At 59.8% G+C, this 16,678-nt stretch carries 15 protein-coding genes; 8 read left to right on the top strand and 7 right to left on the bottom strand.

Features of this window, described 5'->3' with window-relative positions; all coding sequences use genetic code 11:
* The first annotated feature begins 143 nt into the window (after positions 1-143).
* Positions 144-1,031: a threonine/homoserine exporter RhtA gene (rhtA, locus tag IT763_RS06885; protein WP_004939202.1), complete on the top strand. Its 888-nt coding sequence runs from the start codon at positions 144-146 to the stop codon at positions 1,029-1,031.
* A 132-nt stretch (positions 1,032-1,163) separates the two neighbouring features.
* Positions 1,164-1,631, top strand: coding sequence for an N-acetylneuraminate anomerase (nanQ, locus tag IT763_RS06880; RefSeq protein WP_016928512.1), 468 nt, complete (start codon positions 1,164-1,166; stop codon positions 1,629-1,631).
* Here nanQ and IT763_RS06875 read toward each other — a convergent pair.
* Positions 1,613-2,164 (bottom strand): shikimate kinase, encoded by a 552-nt coding sequence (locus tag IT763_RS06875; protein WP_049299851.1) that lies wholly within the window; start codon positions 2,162-2,164, stop codon positions 1,613-1,615. The two genes, nanQ and IT763_RS06875, sit on opposite strands and share 19 nt — an antisense overlap.
* Before the next feature lie 357 nt (positions 2,165-2,521).
* On the opposite strand from IT763_RS06875, the gene dps reads away from it, so the two are divergent.
* The 6 genes from dps (at position 2,522) to ybiO (ending at position 8,372) form a co-directional block, all read left to right on the top strand.
* The gene (dps, locus tag IT763_RS06870; RefSeq protein WP_016928514.1) at positions 2,522-3,025 is read left to right on the top strand and encodes a DNA starvation/stationary phase protection protein Dps; all 504 of its coding nucleotides are present in this window, start codon (positions 2,522-2,524) and stop codon (positions 3,023-3,025) included.
* A 142-nt stretch (positions 3,026-3,167) separates the two neighbouring features.
* Positions 3,168-3,434: a DksA/TraR family C4-type zinc finger protein gene (locus IT763_RS06865; protein WP_016928515.1), complete on the top strand. Its 267-nt coding sequence runs from the start codon at positions 3,168-3,170 to the stop codon at positions 3,432-3,434.
* A gap of 339 nt (positions 3,435-3,773) precedes the next feature.
* Positions 3,774-4,517 carry a glutamine ABC transporter substrate-binding protein GlnH gene (gene glnH, locus IT763_RS06860; protein ID WP_019454486.1) on the top strand — a complete coding sequence of 248 codons (744 nt, stop codon included), beginning with the start codon at positions 3,774-3,776 and terminating at the stop codon, positions 4,515-4,517.
* A 102-nt stretch (positions 4,518-4,619) separates the two neighbouring features.
* A complete protein-coding gene (gene glnP / locus IT763_RS06855; protein ID WP_004939229.1) occupies positions 4,620-5,279 on the top strand; it encodes a glutamine ABC transporter permease GlnP in 660 nt (219 codons plus the stop codon).
* Positions 5,276-5,998 (top strand): glutamine ABC transporter ATP-binding protein GlnQ, encoded by a 723-nt coding sequence (glnQ, locus tag IT763_RS06850; protein WP_004939230.1) that lies wholly within the window; start codon positions 5,276-5,278, stop codon positions 5,996-5,998. Before glnP ends, glnQ begins: the two co-directional genes overlap by 4 nt.
* 154 nt (positions 5,999-6,152) lie before the next feature.
* Positions 6,153-8,372 (top strand): mechanosensitive channel protein, encoded by a 2,220-nt coding sequence (gene ybiO / locus IT763_RS06845; RefSeq protein ID WP_206195287.1) that lies wholly within the window; start codon positions 6,153-6,155, stop codon positions 8,370-8,372.
* A gap of 2 nt (positions 8,373-8,374) precedes the next feature.
* On the opposite strand, the gene IT763_RS06840 is transcribed toward ybiO, so the two are convergent.
* The 6 genes from IT763_RS06840 to rlmF all read right to left on the bottom strand — a co-directional run bounded on the left by IT763_RS06840 (position 8,375) and on the right by rlmF (position 16,563).
* A complete protein-coding gene (locus IT763_RS06840) occupies positions 8,375-9,385 on the bottom strand; it encodes a S9 family peptidase (RefSeq protein WP_016928518.1) in 1,011 nt (336 codons plus the stop codon).
* Positions 9,373-10,011, bottom strand: a complete 639-nt coding sequence (locus IT763_RS06835; RefSeq protein ID WP_206195286.1) for an N-acetyltransferase — start codon at positions 10,009-10,011, stop codon at positions 9,373-9,375. Before IT763_RS06835 ends, IT763_RS06840 begins: the two co-directional genes overlap by 13 nt.
* A gap of 11 nt (positions 10,012-10,022) precedes the next feature.
* Positions 10,023-10,592 carry a TetR/AcrR family transcriptional regulator gene (locus IT763_RS06830; protein ID WP_197754618.1) on the bottom strand — a complete coding sequence of 190 codons (570 nt, stop codon included), beginning with the start codon at positions 10,590-10,592 and terminating at the stop codon, positions 10,023-10,025.
* 182 nt (positions 10,593-10,774) lie between these two features.
* The gene (locus tag IT763_RS06825; RefSeq protein WP_206195285.1) at positions 10,775-12,079 is read right to left on the bottom strand and encodes a PAS domain-containing methyl-accepting chemotaxis protein; all 1,305 of its coding nucleotides are present in this window, start codon (positions 12,077-12,079) and stop codon (positions 10,775-10,777) included.
* A 308-nt stretch (positions 12,080-12,387) separates the two neighbouring features.
* Positions 12,388-15,387 carry a DUF4214 domain-containing protein gene (locus IT763_RS06820; RefSeq protein WP_193842663.1) on the bottom strand — a complete coding sequence of 1,000 codons (3,000 nt, stop codon included), beginning with the start codon at positions 15,385-15,387 and terminating at the stop codon, positions 12,388-12,390.
* Positions 15,388-15,597: 210 nt separating this feature from the next.
* On the bottom strand, positions 15,598-16,563 hold the full coding sequence (gene rlmF, locus IT763_RS06815) for a 23S rRNA (adenine(1618)-N(6))-methyltransferase RlmF (protein WP_170913119.1): 966 nt from the start codon (positions 16,561-16,563) through the stop codon (positions 15,598-15,600).
* Positions 16,564-16,678 lie beyond the last annotated feature (115 nt).

The raw sequence follows: 16,678 nt of genomic DNA, 5'->3' as shown, positions 1-16,678 counted from the left end.
ACATCTCATCCGAGGATCGGCGGATTTCACCGCGATGTGCGCTTTTCTCAGACAGATTTTCGCCATTTCATTTACACTGCTCGCATCCCCGTTTCGACCGTTTTCTCAAGGCTGAGGAACGGCGCAAAAAAGGCCCGTTAAGGATGTCGTTATCTACTTCCGGCAGAGCGCCCTCCGCGCTGCTGCCCATCTGTCTGTTAATCATCGCCATGGTGTCTATCCAAAGCGGTGCCTCGTTGGCCAAAAGCCTGTTCCCGATCGTGGGCGCGGAAGGCATTACGACGCTGCGTCTTTTCATCGGCACCCTGATTCTGTTCATTATCTTCCGCCCGTGGCGTATGCGCATCGTCGCCGGCAGCCGCTTGCCGCTGCTGATTTACGGCCTGTCGCTCGGCGCGATGAACTACCTGTTCTACCTGTCGCTGCGCACCGTGCCGCTCGGCATCGCCGTGGCGTTGGAGTTTACCGGCCCGTTGGCGGTGGCCATGTTCTCGTCGCGGCGGCCGATCGACTTTCTCTGGGTGGCGCTGGCGATCGCCGGGTTGTGGTTCCTGTTGCCGCTCGGCCACGGCGTAGGTGGGATCGATCCGTTCGGCGCCGCCTGTGCGCTCGGCGCCGGCGCCTGCTGGGCGGTCTATATCATTTTCGGCCAAAAGGCCGGCGGCGATCACGGCCCCGGCACGGTGGCGCTCGGTTCGTTGATCGCCGCGCTGGTGTTCTGCCCGATCGGCGCCTGGCAAACCGGCAGCGTGCTGTTCAACCTCGATATTCTGCCGGTCGCTCTGGCGGTGGCGATCCTCTCCACCGCGCTGCCTTATTCGCTGGAGATCATCGCGCTGCCCAAAATTCCGGCGCGCACTTTCGGCACCTTAATGAGCCTGGAGCCGGCGATGGCGGCGCTGTCCGGCATGCTGTTCCTCGGCGAACACCTGAGCGGCGTACAATGGTTGGCGCTGGCGGCGATCATCGCCGCCTCCATGGGTTCCGCCCTGACCATTCGCCCCAAACCGCGCCTCGAAAGCCTTTCCTGATCGCCTGACTCGCCTGCCGACCGCAACGCCGGAATGCAGGCGGGTTAACTGTTTTCCTCGTGACAAATCGGCATACTTCCCCTTAGCCTGTATCGCAGGCTCTTTGGACTTTCGCTCACATGGAGAATAACAGTGATTCATAACAGCCTGTTCAACCCACGCTTCGGCCGCGGACTCGCGCCAGCGCTGGTTTCAACCCTGACCGAGTTGCGCCGATGCGACCTGCCCGAACTGGCACTGGGCCATCACCCGATCGACGGCGATAACATCTTTATGGACGTGATGACGCTGACCACCGTGCCGGCGGCGGAAAAGCGCGCCGAAATGCATCAGGAGTACATCGCGCTGCATCTGCTGATCAGCGGCGAAGAACGCATCGAATACGGCCTGGCGGGCGACTGGCATCGCGAACATCCGCATGCAGAAAATAGCGACCTGCTGCTGCTGGACATCAAACGCCACCCGCAAACGCTGCACATGACGCACGGTATGTTCGCGATCTTTTTCCAGATGGAACCGCATAAGACCGGCTGCCTGTGGCAGCAGCCGCAGCACGTCAAGAAAGCGGTGGTGAGGATCCATCACCGCCTGCTGCTGTGAGCCTGCGGCAGCGTCCGTAGAAAATCGGCGGCCTGGCGGGGAGAGCGCAAGCGCACGAAACGGTGCCCTGCATCGGTACGGGCCATCTCCGCCAGGTATTTTCGCCGGTTCTTCGAGTAAGTGCGGATCGTCCACAGCACGATCGACTCGCGGCTAAAGAAAGAACGGCGGAAACTTTCCCGATTGCCGGTGCCCGGCCACAGCTCGCTTTTGCTGGCCGCGCGTCGGCACGCGCGCCGCACGGCTTGCCACAACGTGCGGCAGAAACCGTAGTCCAGCCACAGGATATAATCGACCTCGCGCCACTTGATCGGTTGCGTGCGGCTGTAGTTGCCGTCCAGCACCCAGCCTCCTCCCGCTTCGGCCAGCGTCTGCTCAAGCCGCGCCAGGAACGCACCATCGGGCGTCCCCTGCCACTCGGGCCGCCAATAGAGTCTGTCCATCTCGATATAGGGAACGTCAAGACGTTCCGCCAGTTGACGCGCCAGGGTGCTTTTACCGCTGCCGCTGGTGCCGACGACGTTAATTTTCATTATTCGCCTATAAAGAGAGAGGATAATTACCCTACTGTAGCGGCATCAATTACCGCTATCAATATGAATGGATGAGAAATTAACACCACGATAACAAAGCGGATATTTAGCCGAAACCCGCAGGCGAAAAAATAAAATAACCAAGGTAAATTTTCACAGCCATAAACAATAAATCAGTGAATGATAAATAATTATATTTTTCATGCTGTTGCATTAAATAAAAATTCAACCAGACCAATTATTCGTAGGCTAACCCTATTTGTGCAATAGCCATTTTCGTCCGGCAAAAATAAACAGCCCTGCTATAATTGATCCCGTAACGAAATAGGACAACGACTAATCAAGAGGATATCTGATATGAGTACCGCTAAACTGGTGAAAACGAAATCTTCTGATCTGCTGTATACCCGTAACGATCTGGACGAAAAAATCAAACTGGCCGCCATCAAGGCGCTGAACCATCAGGTCGTGCAATTCATCGATCTCTCGTTGATCACCAAACAGGCGCACTGGAACATGCGTGGCGCGAACTTTATCGCGGTTCATGAAATGCTGGACGGCTTCCGCACCGCCATCATCGAGCACCAGGACACCTTCGCCGAGCGCGTGGTGCAGCTGGGCGGCGTGGCGCTGGGCACCGTACAGGTGGTGAACGATCGCACGCCGCTGAAAAGCTATCCAACCAATATCCACAGCGTGCAAGAACACCTGAAAGCGCTGGCCGATCGCTACGGCGCGGTGGCGAATGACATCCGCAAAGCCATTACCGAAGTGGAAGACGAAGACACCGCCGACATGTTCACCGCCGCCTCGCGCGATCTGGACAAGTTCCTGTGGTTCATCGAATCCAATATCGAATAACGCCGCAACGCGTTGCAGACCGCCCGTCGTGCCGGGCAGAACAGGCTGGGCTTCGCCCGGCCTGTTTTCTTTTGCGCGGTCGTTGAATTGTGCAAAAAACGGCCCATATTAAACGGTAGGTTTCCCTTATCAGGAGGTGATGATGGCCAGCGGCTGGGCGGCGGACGGCGCCGTACAAGATCAAATTGATTCTACCGTCGACGATGCGGTGCAGCGCGCGCGTGATGCGCTCGGGCATGGCGAGAGCGAACGCTATTGCCAGGAATGCGGAGAACCGATCCCCGAGGCGCGCCGCAAGGCGCTGAAGGGGGTGCGTTATTGCCTCGCCTGCCAGACCGAACAAGACAAAAAACACGCGGCCACCAGCCTGTACAACCGGCGCGGCAGCAAAGACAGCCAGTTGCGTTAGCATTATCTGCTCCCCTTTTTCTCCTCTCGCGGCCCCCGCTTGCACCGTCGGTGCATCATGAAAGTTAGAGTTAGTTATCAATATTGAAGCAAAAACGTTAAAGAACGGTTGTTTCACAGCCAAAATTTGGTTAATGATAGCCCCGTGCACCAAGATAATTCTTACGCACCATTTCGGTGCCTCATTGTGGTGCACAACCATAACAATTCGCCTTTCCGGCACAACATCACGAAGTAACTCTTTGTTTTTATAGTAGTTGAAAACATGGCACGATTTTTTCATGGCACCAACTGCAATATAAAAAATGGGTAATCCGCAACCTGTACAGGAATTCCTCTCATGAAGTCGATTTTTAAAGTCTCCCTGGCCGCACTCTCCCTGGCCTTTGCCGTAAGTTCTCACGCAGCAGACAAACTGGTGGTCGCCACCGACACCGCTTTCGTTCCTTTTGAGTTCAAGCAAGGCGACAAATACGTCGGCTTCGACATCGACCTGTGGGCCGCCGTCGCCAAAGAGCTGAAGCTGGACTACACCCTGAAACCGATGGACTTCGGCGGCATCATTCCGGCGCTGCAGACCAAAAACGTCGATCTGGCGCTGGCCGGCATCACCATCACCGATGAGCGCAAGAAAGCCATCGACTTCTCCGACGGTTACTACAAAAGCGGCCTGCTGGTGATGGTCAATGCCGACAACAACAGCGTGAAAAGCATCGACGATCTGAACGGCAAAGTGGTGGCGGTGAAGAGCGGCACCGGCTCGGTGGATTACGCCAAGCAGCACATCAAAACCAAGGATCTGCGTCAGTTCCCGAACATTGACAACGCCTATATGGAACTGGGCACCAAGCGCGCCGACGCGGTGCTGCACGACACGCCAAACATCCTATACTTCATTAAGACGGCTGGCGCCGGCAAGTTCAAAACCGTCGGCGATTCGCTGGAAGCGCAGCAGTATGGCATCGCCTTCCCTAAAGGCAGCGATGCGCTGCGCGAGAAGGTGAACGGCGCGCTGAAAACCCTGCGTGAGAACGGCACCTATAACGAAATCTACAAGAAGTGGTTCGGCACCGAACCTAAGTAAGCTGTGAATTTGGCAAGCTATTAACTTAAGCACAGGGGGCGCTTAACCCCCTGCGCTTCGTTGTATCTGATACCCACGTTTGGGATCACCGGGAGAAATATCATGCAGTTCGACTGGAGCGCCATCTGGCCCGCCATTCCTATCTTGTTAGAGGGCGCCAAAATGACCCTGTGGATTTCGGTCCTCGGTCTGATTGGCGGCCTGATCATCGGCCTCGTCGCCGGCTTTGCCCGCACCTATGGCGGTTGGATCGCCAACCACATCGCGTTGGTGTTTATCGAAGTGATCCGCGGCACGCCGATCGTGGTGCAGGTGATGTTCATCTACTTCGCCCTGCCGATGGCGTTCACCGATTTGCGCATCGATCCGTTCACCGCGGCGGTGGTGACCATCATGATCAACTCCGGCGCCTACATCGCGGAAATCACCCGCGGCGCGGTGCTGTCTATCCATAACGGTTTCCGCGAGGCCGGCCTGGCGCTCGGCCTGTCGCGCCGCGAAACCATCCGCTACGTCATTATGCCGCTGGCGCTGCGCCGCATGCTGCCGCCGCTGGGCAACCAGTGGATCATCAGCATCAAAGACACCTCGCTGTTCATCGTGATCGGCGTGGCGGAGCTGACCCGTCAGGGTCAGGAAATTATTGCCGGTAACTTCCGCGCGCTGGAAATCTGGAGCGCCGTGGCGGTTATCTATCTGATTATTACCCTGGTGCTGAGCTTCGTGCTGCGTCGTCTGGAAAGAAGGATGAAAATCCTGTGATTGAATTTAAAAACGTCTCCAAGCATTTTGGCCAAACCCAGGTGCTGCACAACATCGATTTGAAGATCGACAAAGGCGAAGTGGTGGTGATCATCGGGCCGTCCGGCTCCGGCAAATCCACCCTGCTGCGCTGCATCAACAAGCTGGAAGAAGTCACCAGCGGCGATCTGATCGTCGACGGCCTGAAAGCCAACGATCCGAAAGTGGACGATCGGTTGATCCGCCAGGAAGCCGGCATGGTGTTCCAGCAGTTCTATCTGTTCCCGCACCTGACAGCGCTGGAAAACGTCGCCTTCGGCCCGATCCGCGTACGCGGCGCGAAGAAGTCCGATGCGGAAAAGCTGGCGCGCGAGCTGCTGGCCAAAGTCGGTCTGGCGGAGCGCGCCCACCATTACCCGTCTGAACTGTCGGGCGGCCAGCAGCAGCGCGTGGCGATTGCCCGCGCGCTGGCGGTGAAGCCGAAAATGATGCTGTTCGACGAGCCGACCTCCGCGCTCGATCCGGAGCTGCGCCACGAAGTGCTGAAGGTCATGCAGGATCTGGCCGAAGAAGGGATGACGATGGTCATCGTCACTCATGAAGTCGGCTTTGCCGAAAAAGTGGCGTCGCGCCTGATCTTTATCGACAAGGGCCGGATTGCCGAAGACGGCAACCCGCACGATCTGATCAATCATCCGCCAAGCCCGCGTCTGCAGGAGTTCCTGCAGCACGTGTCCTGATCCAAGCGGTTTAACGGCGGGCGCGCCACGCGCCCGCCGCTTTCATTCCGCACGCTCTCCCACGCCCCGTCGCGCCACCTTTCCTACTATATTGATTGTTTTTCATCGTATTGCTTTTATATCCGCCGATCACAGAACGCCAAAGAGAGGAACCATGCCGCCAAACGCATACTCCCGACGAGGTTCTCATCTGCGAGAACACCTGCTTTTCCTGCTGCTGTTGCTGGCCCTGAACGTCTTCGCACCACCGGCGCTGGCGCAAAATGCGCCGCCCGCGCCCGCCGACAAGAGTGAGCAGCAGAAAGCCGCCTACGCCGCGCTGGCCGATCTGCTGCAAGACGACCAAGCGCGCGCGGAACTCATCAACCACCTGAAACAGACCGCCGGCGACGCCTCCGCCGCCGCGCCGGCAACGCCGGAAGAATCGACGCCCGCTACGCTGAGCGACAGCCTGAACTCGCTGGCGCAGGAAGGCATCGGCACCTTTAACCAAAAGCTCGGCGCGCTGCAAAAGCTGATCGACTCCGGCCCGAAGCGCGTTTTCAATCCCGCCGGCTTTTTCCGCGCGCTGGGCTACTTTCTGCTGACGGTGGCGGTCACCTTTGCGCTGTTCCACCTGATCCGGCGGCTGATCGCGCCGCTGTACAAACGCATGGGCAGTTGGGGACACAATGCGCGGCTACAGCGCGGCCCGTGGTATAAACGCCCCGCCGCCATTCTCGGCGCTTTCGCCATCGATCTGCTGGTGCTGCTGCTGGCGCTGGCGGCGGGCAATCTGTTCGCCCGCCACGTCCACGCCGACAGCGCCACCATTCTGCGGCTGCAGACCCTGTTTCTCAGCGCCTTCGCGGTGATTGAATTTTTCAAGGCGGTGCTGCGGCTGATTTTCGCCCCCAACTTCGACTATCTGCGCCCCTTCCCCTTCAGCGACCGGAGCGCGCACTACTGGAACACGCGCCTCGCCTGGCTCAGCGGTCTGATCGGCTACGGCCTGATGGTGGTGGTGCCGGTGGTGGCGGTACAAATAAGCTACCCGGCCGCCGCCACCGTCAACCTGGTGGTGATGCTGGCGCTGACGCTGTACGCCATTTGGCTGATCCTGCACAACCGCAAGCCGATACAGCAACAGATCAACCTGCTGGCCGAACGGTCGATGGCGTTTTTCAGCGTGATCCTGCGCGGCCTGGGGCATATCTGGCATCTGCTGGCGATCGCCTATTTTCTGGTGTTGTTCGTGCTGTCCCAGTTCGACATCGGCAACAGCCTGCGCTTTATGATGAGCGCCACGGTGAAAAGCCTGTTGGTGGTCGGCGTCGGCGCGCTGCTGTCCGGCATGCTGACCCGCTGGATTTTCCGCCGCATTTCACTGCCGACCGACGTCAATCTGCGCTACCCGATGCTAGAGCGGCGCATCAACTCCTACATCCCGAACGGGCTGAAGATACTGCGGGTGATGGTGGTGCTGGCGGTGACGCTGTTCCTGCTCGATGCCTGGCACCTGATCAACCTGTATCAATGGGCGGGCAGCGAAAATGGCCAGCGGACGCTCGGCGGGCTGGTGCATATTCTGCTGATCCTGTTGATCGCCGTGTTCAGCTGGACGCTGATGGCCAGCATCATCGAGCACCGCCTGGCGCTGGAGCTGAGCAACGGCGTGCGGCCGAGCGCGCGCGAACGCACGCTGCTGACGCTGTTTCGCAACGTGTTGGCTATCGTTATCAGCACCATCACCGTGATGATCGTGCTGTCCCAGGTGGGATTGAACATCGCGCCGCTGCTGGCGGGCGCCGGCGCGCTGGGGCTGGCCATCAGCTTCGGTGCCCAGACGCTGGTGAAAGACGTGATCACCGGCGTGTTCATCCAGTTTGAAAACGGCATGAACACCGGCGAATACGTCACCGTCAGCGGCATCACCGGCACCGTGGAGCGCATGACCATCCGCTCGATCGGCCTGCGCGACGACTACGGCGTCTATCACATCGTGCCGTACTCTTCGATCACCACGCTGGCCAACTATGCGCGTGAGTTCGGGGTGTACCGCGCCAATTACACCGTCAGCCGCGACGAGGACATCGATCGGGTCAATGCGGTGCTGCATCAAGCCATCGAGGCGCTGAAGCAGGATGAACAGGTCAAGCATTTCCTGATTGGCGAGCCGGTCTTCAACGGCGTGGTGGCGCTGGGCGATCGCTCGTTCACCACCCGCGTGACGGTGCGCACGCAGGCGCTGAAACAGTGGGTGGTGCAGTACGCTCTCGACCGGCTGGTGAAAATCCATTTCGATCGGGCCGGCATCGGCATGCCGCAGCAGGCGATGCAGATTTCCCGCGCGCCGCAGCCGCATGACGAGCAGGCGCCGCCCGCGGCGATCTGAGGTTAGCGCCCGCGCCCGCAGGGCTGAGCGGCCAGGAAGGCCGCCACGTCCTGCCGGTAGGCGTCGTATTGCACCGAACGCGGGGCAAACAGGCCCACCACGTTGGTCAGCCACGGATGGCGCGCGAACAGCGGCTTGACCATCACGTGATCGGCTTCGTCGATGCGCGTCACCGTCAGCAGCGAGGCCGGGATCGTTTGCCGGTAAACGCGCTCGGTTTCGTCCGCGTCCACATTGACGTCGCGCCCGCCCAGGATCAGGTGCACCGGCGTGGTGAAATGCCGCAATCCCGCCGTCGCGTCGCTGGCCATGTTAGCGCGGATAAAGCGCCAGCGGTCGGCGCTCAATGCGGCGGCGGCGCCATACTCGCGGCGGTACTCCGCGTAGCCGTCCGATTGTTCGAGCAGCGTTTGGATATGGCGCCAATGCGCCTCGCGCGCCTGGATCTGCGCTTCATCATCCCCCGCCGCCGCCATCGCCGCCCGGGTGTTATAGCGCCCCTGTCGCAGCCAGTTGATCGCCGGCGCCACCGCCAGCGTAAACGCGATGTCGGGGCGCAAACGCGCCACCTCCGGCATCACCCACCCCGCCTGGCTGGTGCCCCACAGCCCCACGCAGCGCGCATCGAAGCGCCCGTCCCGCCGGACCCAGTCGATGATATCGACGGTTTCCCGCGCGCGATCCGCCATGGTCTGATGCAGCCAGTTGCCGCCGGAGCCGCCAACGCCCGGCTTATCGAAGGCTAAAACCGCATAGCCCTGCTGCGCCATCGCCTCCCAAATGCCGTAATAGCCTTCGTCGCGGCTGGCGTTGGCCGGCCCATCGCCGTGCACGAACACCACGACGCCGGGCTTGACCGGCGCATGCTCCGGCAGCACCAGCGTGCCGGTCAACCGATTGCCGCCGGCGGTCACCGCGACCGGTTCGGTGACAAAGCGAAAGTCGTTGACGTAAATCACCCAGCCAAGCGCCGCCAAAACCAGCGCCACGAGGCACAGCCCTATTTTGCGCACGTCGCCTCCCCGTTGCGTTTCTCCATCAATATCCAATCGGCCTGGCCGAACAGCAGCCCCAGCAAGGCGTAATGCTCTTCGCGTCGCACCTGAAAGCCGCAGCGCCGGTACAGACGCTGCGCATTCACGTTGCGCCGGCTGACATGCAGGCTCAGACGTCGGCCTGCGCCTTGTTCGGCGGCGTAGTCATTCATCCACTGCAGCAGTCGCCTGCCCACCCCTTTACCGCGCTGATTCTCCGCCACCGCCAGGTAAGAGAGATACAGCTCATCGGCCGCCGGGGCATGCTGCAACACCGCCATTTGCAGATACATGCGCCAAACGTTCAGCCAGCCATAGCGGCGACACAGCCGCCAAATCGGCAATCCGCGCGGGCGCAACCCGCCGTCGCCCTCTGCCTCGGCCGCATTGAGGGCAAAGGCCGCCACCACCTGTTCATTCTGTTTCACCACGAAACTGCGCTCCCGGCTGCCGCTTTGCCGCCAACACCACAGCCGATAGAACAGACGCCACTGAAGGCGGGCGCTCAGACGGCGCGCGCGCTGGAATTTGTCGCAGAACGCGGCGTAGATCAACGCCGCCGTTTGCAGCCGGTCAGCGTCGCGATAAGGCTCAATGTGCAACATATCAACCTCGACTAGGGATGCCGGTAGAGCAGTTGTTCCAACAGCCGCACCGGCGTGGCCCCCTCCGGCGCAGGCGACGCAAAGATCGCCTGCCGCCAGGCTTGGCTTTCGATCACGTCCAGCACCAGCTGCGCGAGCGGCAAGGGCGCTATCGCCGGCGCGATCTCGCCGATTTGCTGAGCCTCGGCGATCGTCGTCGCCAGCGCCTCAATCAACTGCCGCTGGTTGGCGCTGAACGGTTCGGCCAATGCCGGGTTACGCGCCACTTCAGCCACAATCTCCGCCGTCAGTTGCACATTGTCCGGTTCGGCGACAAAAGCGTGATAGGCGGTGAAAAAGGCCGACAGCGCCTCTTTCGGCCGCTTTTTCTCGGCCCGCAATGCGGCGGCGAACTCGGCGAATACGCCGTTTTCCAGCAGCGCGATCTCGCCGATCAGCGCCTCCTTGCCGGAAAAATGGTTATAGAGGTTGCCCACGCTGACGCCCGCCGCCTGGGCGATATCCCGCATGCTGGTCTGGTGAAATCCCTTATGGGTAAAGCTGTGCAGCGCAGCGTCGACAATCTTTTCTCGGTTTCCCATCGGCAGCTCCCGAAACGGTGAAGGGGGCGCCTGGCGCCATAAATTGATATAAATGAATGAACGAACGTTCGCTCATATCAAGTCTAGCATAGACCGGTAAAATTGAACCGCAGCTCAACGGCGCAGAGATCGGTGGGAAGAGACAAACGCCGCCCCGCTTTCAGGGGCGGCGTCCGGCAGACTCAGTGCAACGCGTCGCCCTGTTTCACCGACGTAAACGCCTGCATCAGCTTCACGACGTCATGCATGCCGATATTGACCTGGTTGATCACTTCTCCGGCATCGTGGGTCAATGCCACACCGCCGCCGGCCTGTTCCACGCAGGTCGCCATGCCGGCGATCGCCGCCGCCACGCCTTGCTGGATAGACTTGGTCATGCGTTCGATCTCGGTCGCCGCCTTGCGCGACTGCTCCGCCAGCGTGCGCACTTCATTGGCCACCACCGCAAAACCGCGCCCGTGCTCACCGGCGTGGGCGGCTTCGATGGAGGCGTTAATCGCCAACAGATTGGTTTGGGCGGCGATTTTACGAATGGCTTCGACGATGGTGCCGATCTGCTGAGAGCACTTGCCGAGCTCGGTGACCACGCCCGACGTTTCGCGCGCCGCCGCTTCGACCTGCTGCATGCCCTTCACCGCCTGCTGCACGATGACCGCGCCCTGCGCCGCCTGCCGGTCGGTATCGAGCGACAGATGATGCGCGTTGCGCACCATCTCTTCTTCATGCTGCTGCTGTTGCATCAGCCGGGTGATGTCCTGGGCGATCTTCACCACTTTCACCACCTGGCCGTCGTTGTCGAGGATCGGGTTATAGCTGGCCTCCAGCCATACCCGTTCGCCACGCCGGTTGACGCGCTCAAAACGCCCGGTGATGAACTCGCCGCGCGCCAGGCGCTGCCAGTGCCGCCGATAATCGTCGGAAGCGGCGAACGCCGGCGGGCACAGCACCGCATGCGACTGCCCACACGCCTCTTCAAGCCGATAGCCCATCAGCGCCAGCATATTGTCGTTGGCGCTGACAATGGTGCCCTGCGGCGTGAAAGCGATCATCGCCATCGATCGATTCAGCGCCGCCAGCAGGCTGCGGTGTTCCTGCGCCTGGGTCACTCGCTCGGTCACTTCGCTGGCGATCTTGACGATTTCCACCACCTTACCCTGTTTATTCAGCACCGGCGCGTAGGTGCCCTGCAGCCACATCGCCTCGCCGTTTTTCGCGATGCGCTTTATCGTGTCCGTGATGGGCTGCCCCTTATTCAGCGTCTCCCAATGCTTGCGATATAACGGGCTGGCGACATAGTTCGGATCGCAGAAAATACGGTGATGCCGGCCAATCACGTCATCGCGTTGAAATCCCAGCGTGTTGAGGAAGAGATCGTTGACGCGCAAGACCGTGCCGTCGGGCGAGAATACGATCATGGGAACGGCGTGTTCTATCGCGCCCAGTTCGGCGCCTTTGTGGGTAGTTAACTGACTGAATCGTAACAGCATAAGGTGTAGTCCTTGTGGCAGATGATGGCGCTTTTCTTATTTTGTCTGGCCACATGCCGCGCCCACACGCAGACGTGCCATCGCGGAAGGAACGGGCAGCGCCGAACCTTCTGGTTATTGCTATTAACCGGATTAAATTTATTTATTCAGTAAAGTAATTATTCGAATTTAAATAAACCAACAACCTAAGATTTTTATTATTAAATGCGTAATGAGAATAACGTAAGTAATGAAAATTGAAAGGTAAAATGCGGATTTTTATCGGCGCCGGCAGGATAACCGGCGCCGTTGAGCTAACACATCGCCTCTTACGCGACCAGCGGCTCCGGCTCAGTCACCGTGCCGTTGAGCATGATTTCCGGCACATAACGCAGTTCATTGAGCAAACTTTGATGGTCCTGCCCCAAGAGCAGGATGACGCTGTCCGCCGCATCCAGACGGTGGTCATCATTGTTATCGACAATGAGGTAGCTGCTGTTTTGCTCGCCGAGAACGCTGCTGACCCCGACCTTGGCGCTCAATGCTCCAGGCTGACCGAGATCGAGCAACGCGGCCAACAGCTGGCTGGCGCTGCCGCCCTGCTCGGCCGTCAGGGCGCTGATTCTCGCCTCCATGCCTTGCGCATCGCTGACCCCATAATCCGCCAGCTTAGCGCCGGCGCCATGGGCAATCCGCAGGCCCGAAAGCACATCGTCGATGCTGCCCTGCGTCAGCGAAAAGTCTTTTAACGTCACGCCTGACGCCGCCGTGCTGCTCTGCAGCGTCACGTGGCTTTTCCCTGCGCCGGCCACGATCGTCGTGTCTCCCTGCACGTTAAATTGATCGCTGCCTCCTCCGCCTTTGACCAACAGCTGTTCGCCCTGTAGCCCAAGATCTTCCAGCAGCGGCGCCAATTTGGCCTGCGCGCCACCACTTAACGGCAGCAAGTCCAACATTTGAATGATCGTGCCGTCACCGCTGCCGCCATGAGAGGACGTCAGGGTGAATCCATTACCGGCAAAGGCCGAAGCGTCAACCTGGCGGACCTGAGTGTACCCCTCCGTTAGCGTCAGGTTGAAATTCGCACCGCCGGACAACGTAATGTCTTGCACCTGATCATTTTGCCCCGTCAGCGTCAAGGCGCCATTTCCCCAGCCGCCGGTGTTAATGGCAACCAATGTCAATGGATTTTCATCGCCATGCGAGTCAAGCGCCAACGAGCCGGCATTACCGCGCCCGGAGAACAACAGGTCGAAACGATCGGTGGCATTCTCAAGGAAGGCTATCTCCAGCCGGCTGTCCGCATGATCGCCGATGCCGCTGATTTCAAGGCGCGCCGCATCGGCATTGGCGTTGATCACTTTGACGTTATCCGCCCGGCCGGACAGCAACAATCCCTCACGGCCAAGCGCCTGCGCCGCCCGGCTCTGCACGACCGTCCCTCCGTCCGTTCCCTCTACGGTGGCGTTGCCGCTCAGCACCCCGTAGTCAAACACATGAGCACTCGTCGCCAGCGCTTTCGTGCTGTAACCGTTCCAACCGATTTGCGTCAGCGTAGCTTCCGCCTGGCCGATGTAACCCGCCATATCTATCTGTTCGAAATGACTGAAATTGGCGGCATTGCTGCTCACCGTACTGATGCGCACGCCAAAGAGATCGAGCGTCGAAGTCATTTTGACGATCAGGTTGGCGGACAAAATATCGTGCCCGTCACCGCCATCGGCGCTGAATATCCACCCCACATGATTGGCGCCGCCATCGGCATTGCCTCCCCATAGCAGGCTGTCATTGCCGTTGTTCAGATAAAAGTGCCCTTGGGCGGCGGCGAGATCGGCCTGCGAAGTGAGCTGCACCCGATCGTCGCCATAGGTGCCATGCACTGTCACATTGGCATTGTTTACCGTTATGTCCACCCCATACCGAGCCGCAGGGTTATTGTGCAGCCAGATATCCGCCGCAGCGTCGCCATTGACGATCAGGTAAGAAAGCTGCGAGGCATAGCTCAGGTCAACCGTGACGTCCGCGTCAGCATCCAGGAACACCCTGAAAAGCACGGCGGTTTCTGCATTGCTCAGCGTATGATGAGCATGCGTATTCACCGTACCCGACGCGTTGCCGCCGCCCTCGCTGGTGGCGAGAGACGCGGTCGTTTTATACGCCAGGCTGGCGCCGACATCGCGCGCGAACATCCACTGTTCATACTGAACATCACCTGTCGGCGGCGCATTGATCAGATCGGCGATCACCGCCTGCGTGACCAGGGCCTTGTCGCCGCCCAACGTCCGGTAGTGGTCCAACTGCTGTTCATTCGCCGCCCGGCCATGCACCGCCTGATAGACGTGCTGAATAAAGTCGTCCCCCTGTAAACCACCGATCTGCGCCTGAAATTCCGGCGTCGCCAGAAGGGCCGTGACCAATTCGGCATAGCTCAAGGTGCCGGAGGCCAGCGTCTTGCTCCAATTGTCCAGCGAGACGCTGTCCACCGCCCGCTCGGGCAATGCACGGAACAGCGCCGCTATCTGCTCCAGATACTCGGTCGCCGGCAGTTCGCCCGGCGAATATTCCTGGCCCGCCGCATTGAAATGCTGTTGAGCCGCCGCATCTTCCGGCGCCACCACCCCGCGCAACTGCGCGATCATATCCACCAGCAGATCGCCGCGCGTCGCGCCTTCCGCCAGCCGTTGCTGGTAAGCGGCCAGTTCAGTTGCCGTCGGTGGCCGTTCGAATCCCTGAGCGAACAGATGCAAAATGAAGTCATGATCGGAAAGATCGTTAAGCGGCAGGGTGGCAATCTTGCTCTGCGCCAACGCAGCCAGATCGCCCCCCTGATTGAGCAGCTTGCCGTCATGCGCAATTTCATCGGTCTGCCAGGGCGCTCGCAGCAGATAAAACATCGCCTGCGCGTCGCCGCTTCCGCCGGCGGCATCGGCGGCCGTGCCGGGATACAAACCTTCTGCAATGCGCTGATCGAGCGCATCACGCTGCGCCAGCATCACCGGATCGTCCCCCAGATAGTTAAAGAGGTCGATGACGACGCTGGCGACAGCGCTGTTGAAATGCCCCTGTTGCAGTAAGGCATTGATGTAATCCGGATCGGGAGCGCTATTGTAAACGGAGAAATAAACCTGGCTGAGAATGTCGTATTCGCTTTGGCCGCTCATCCAACCAGCATCGGGTTGGCTCATTAGAATTCTGGCCATATAGGCGGGCGGCTGGCTGCCGATATCAAATGCGCTGTCGTAGTAATCGATTTCCGCCGCCGTCGGCAAACGCCCGAAAATGCCGATGATTAAGGCGCCGATCTCTTGTTGCGTAGCTAAAGGAATCATAATAAATCCCGTCAGTGTAATGGACTAAGTTCGCGGCATGGCTGCGCCGCGGCCTGTCTCCTACCTCGCGAAGAGAGACATTGCACACTGCCTGGAGGGGTTTTTATAGGTATGACTACAGTTAAGAAATGCTGATGCGATAAGTCAATAAAACGGGGAAAACCGATCCTCGGTATGGGACTTTGCTCCCATACCGAGGCACCTGAAGACCTAGCGCCAGCGTTCGGCTGCCCAGGCGGCCTGTTGCTCGGCGTCGTGGAAGGTCCAGGCGACGAAGCGGCTGATCTTCTGCCCTTGCGCCATCTCGATGGTGCGCACCTCGGCCGCGCCCGCCACCTTCAGCGCATGATAAATGGCCGGCAACGTGGTGTTTTTCGAGATGAGCGAGGTGAACCACAGGCAGTTGTTGGCCTTGCCGACGCTCTCCTCCACCATCTTGCGCACAAAGGCTTCTTCGCCGCCTTCGCACCACAGCTCATTGTTCTTGCCGCCGAAGTTTTGCACCGGCTTGGCGGCCACTTCTCCTTTGCCCAGTTTATGCAGCTTGCGGCGGGTGCTGGCGCGCGCTTCCTGCTCGGACGCATGGAACGGCGGGTTGCACAGGGTGGCGTCGAATTTCTCGGCCGCGCCGATAATGCCGTTAAAAATCAGCTCAGGCTGTTTTTGCAGCCGCAGGCGCACGCTGTTGCGCAGCGTCGGGTTCATCTCGACGATCATCTTGGCCGAGTTGAGCGACACCGGATCGATTTCGGAGCCGGTGAAACGCCAACCGTATTCGCGCAGGCCGACGATCGGGTAAATGCAGTTGGCGCCGACGCCGACGTCGAGGATCGCCACGCCCTTGCCGCGCGGGATCTCGCCGCCGTTGCTGGTCGCCAGCAGATCCGCCAGGTGATGCAGATAGTCGGCGCGGCCGGGGATCGGCGGGCACAGATAATCAGCCGGAATATCCCAGTGTTCGATGCCGTAAAAGTGTTGCAGCAACGCACGGTTGAGCATTTTCACCGCCGCCGGATCGGCGAAGTCCACCGAGACATCGCCCCAGGCGTTCGGTTTTACGAACGGCGCCAGCGCCGGGCAGCTGGCGATCAGCGCCGGGAAGTCGTAGCGCGAACGATGACGGTTGCGCGGATGCAAGCCGCTTTTCTGCTGCGGGAAGGTTTTCTTTTTTTCCACCGTGACGGGCTCTCTTGAAGGGATTTCCGGCGCGTAAGATAACACATCCGGCCCGCAATGGCGCAGCGGCGGGAAACCCGGCACAATGAAAGCTTCATCGATTGCCGCAGGACGC

Source organism: Serratia sp. CMO1, from assembly GCF_015689115.1.
In the GTDB taxonomy this organism is placed as follows: Bacteria; Pseudomonadota; Gammaproteobacteria; order Enterobacterales; family Enterobacteriaceae; genus Serratia; species Serratia marcescens.
Note: the sequence above shows the minus strand (reverse complement) of the source record. Positions and strands in the feature narration are given on the sequence as shown.

Coding starts and splice junctions, on each gene's coding strand:
- IT763_RS06825 (WP_206195285.1), bottom strand. CDS start 12,079: ATGCTGTTACGATTCAGTCAGTTAACTACCCACAAAGGCGCCGAACTG.
- IT763_RS06820 (WP_193842663.1), bottom strand. CDS start 15,387: ATGATTCCTTTAGCTACGCAACAAGAGATCGGCGCCTTAATCATCGGC.
- IT763_RS06865 (WP_016928515.1), top strand. CDS start 3,168: ATGGCCAGCGGCTGGGCGGCGGACGGCGCCGTACAAGATCAAATTGAT.
- IT763_RS06830 (WP_197754618.1), bottom strand. CDS start 10,592: ATGGGAAACCGAGAAAAGATTGTCGACGCTGCGCTGCACAGCTTTACC.
- dps (WP_016928514.1), top strand. CDS start 2,522: ATGAGTACCGCTAAACTGGTGAAAACGAAATCTTCTGATCTGCTGTAT.
- rhtA (WP_004939202.1), top strand. CDS start 144: ATGTCGTTATCTACTTCCGGCAGAGCGCCCTCCGCGCTGCTGCCCATC.
- ybiO (WP_206195287.1), top strand. CDS start 6,153: ATGCCGCCAAACGCATACTCCCGACGAGGTTCTCATCTGCGAGAACAC.
- IT763_RS06875 (WP_049299851.1), bottom strand. CDS start 2,164: ATGAAAATTAACGTCGTCGGCACCAGCGGCAGCGGTAAAAGCACCCTG.
- IT763_RS06835 (WP_206195286.1), bottom strand. CDS start 10,011: ATGTTGCACATTGAGCCTTATCGCGACGCTGACCGGCTGCAAACGGCG.
- glnH (WP_019454486.1), top strand. CDS start 3,774: ATGAAGTCGATTTTTAAAGTCTCCCTGGCCGCACTCTCCCTGGCCTTT.
- glnP (WP_004939229.1), top strand. CDS start 4,620: ATGCAGTTCGACTGGAGCGCCATCTGGCCCGCCATTCCTATCTTGTTA.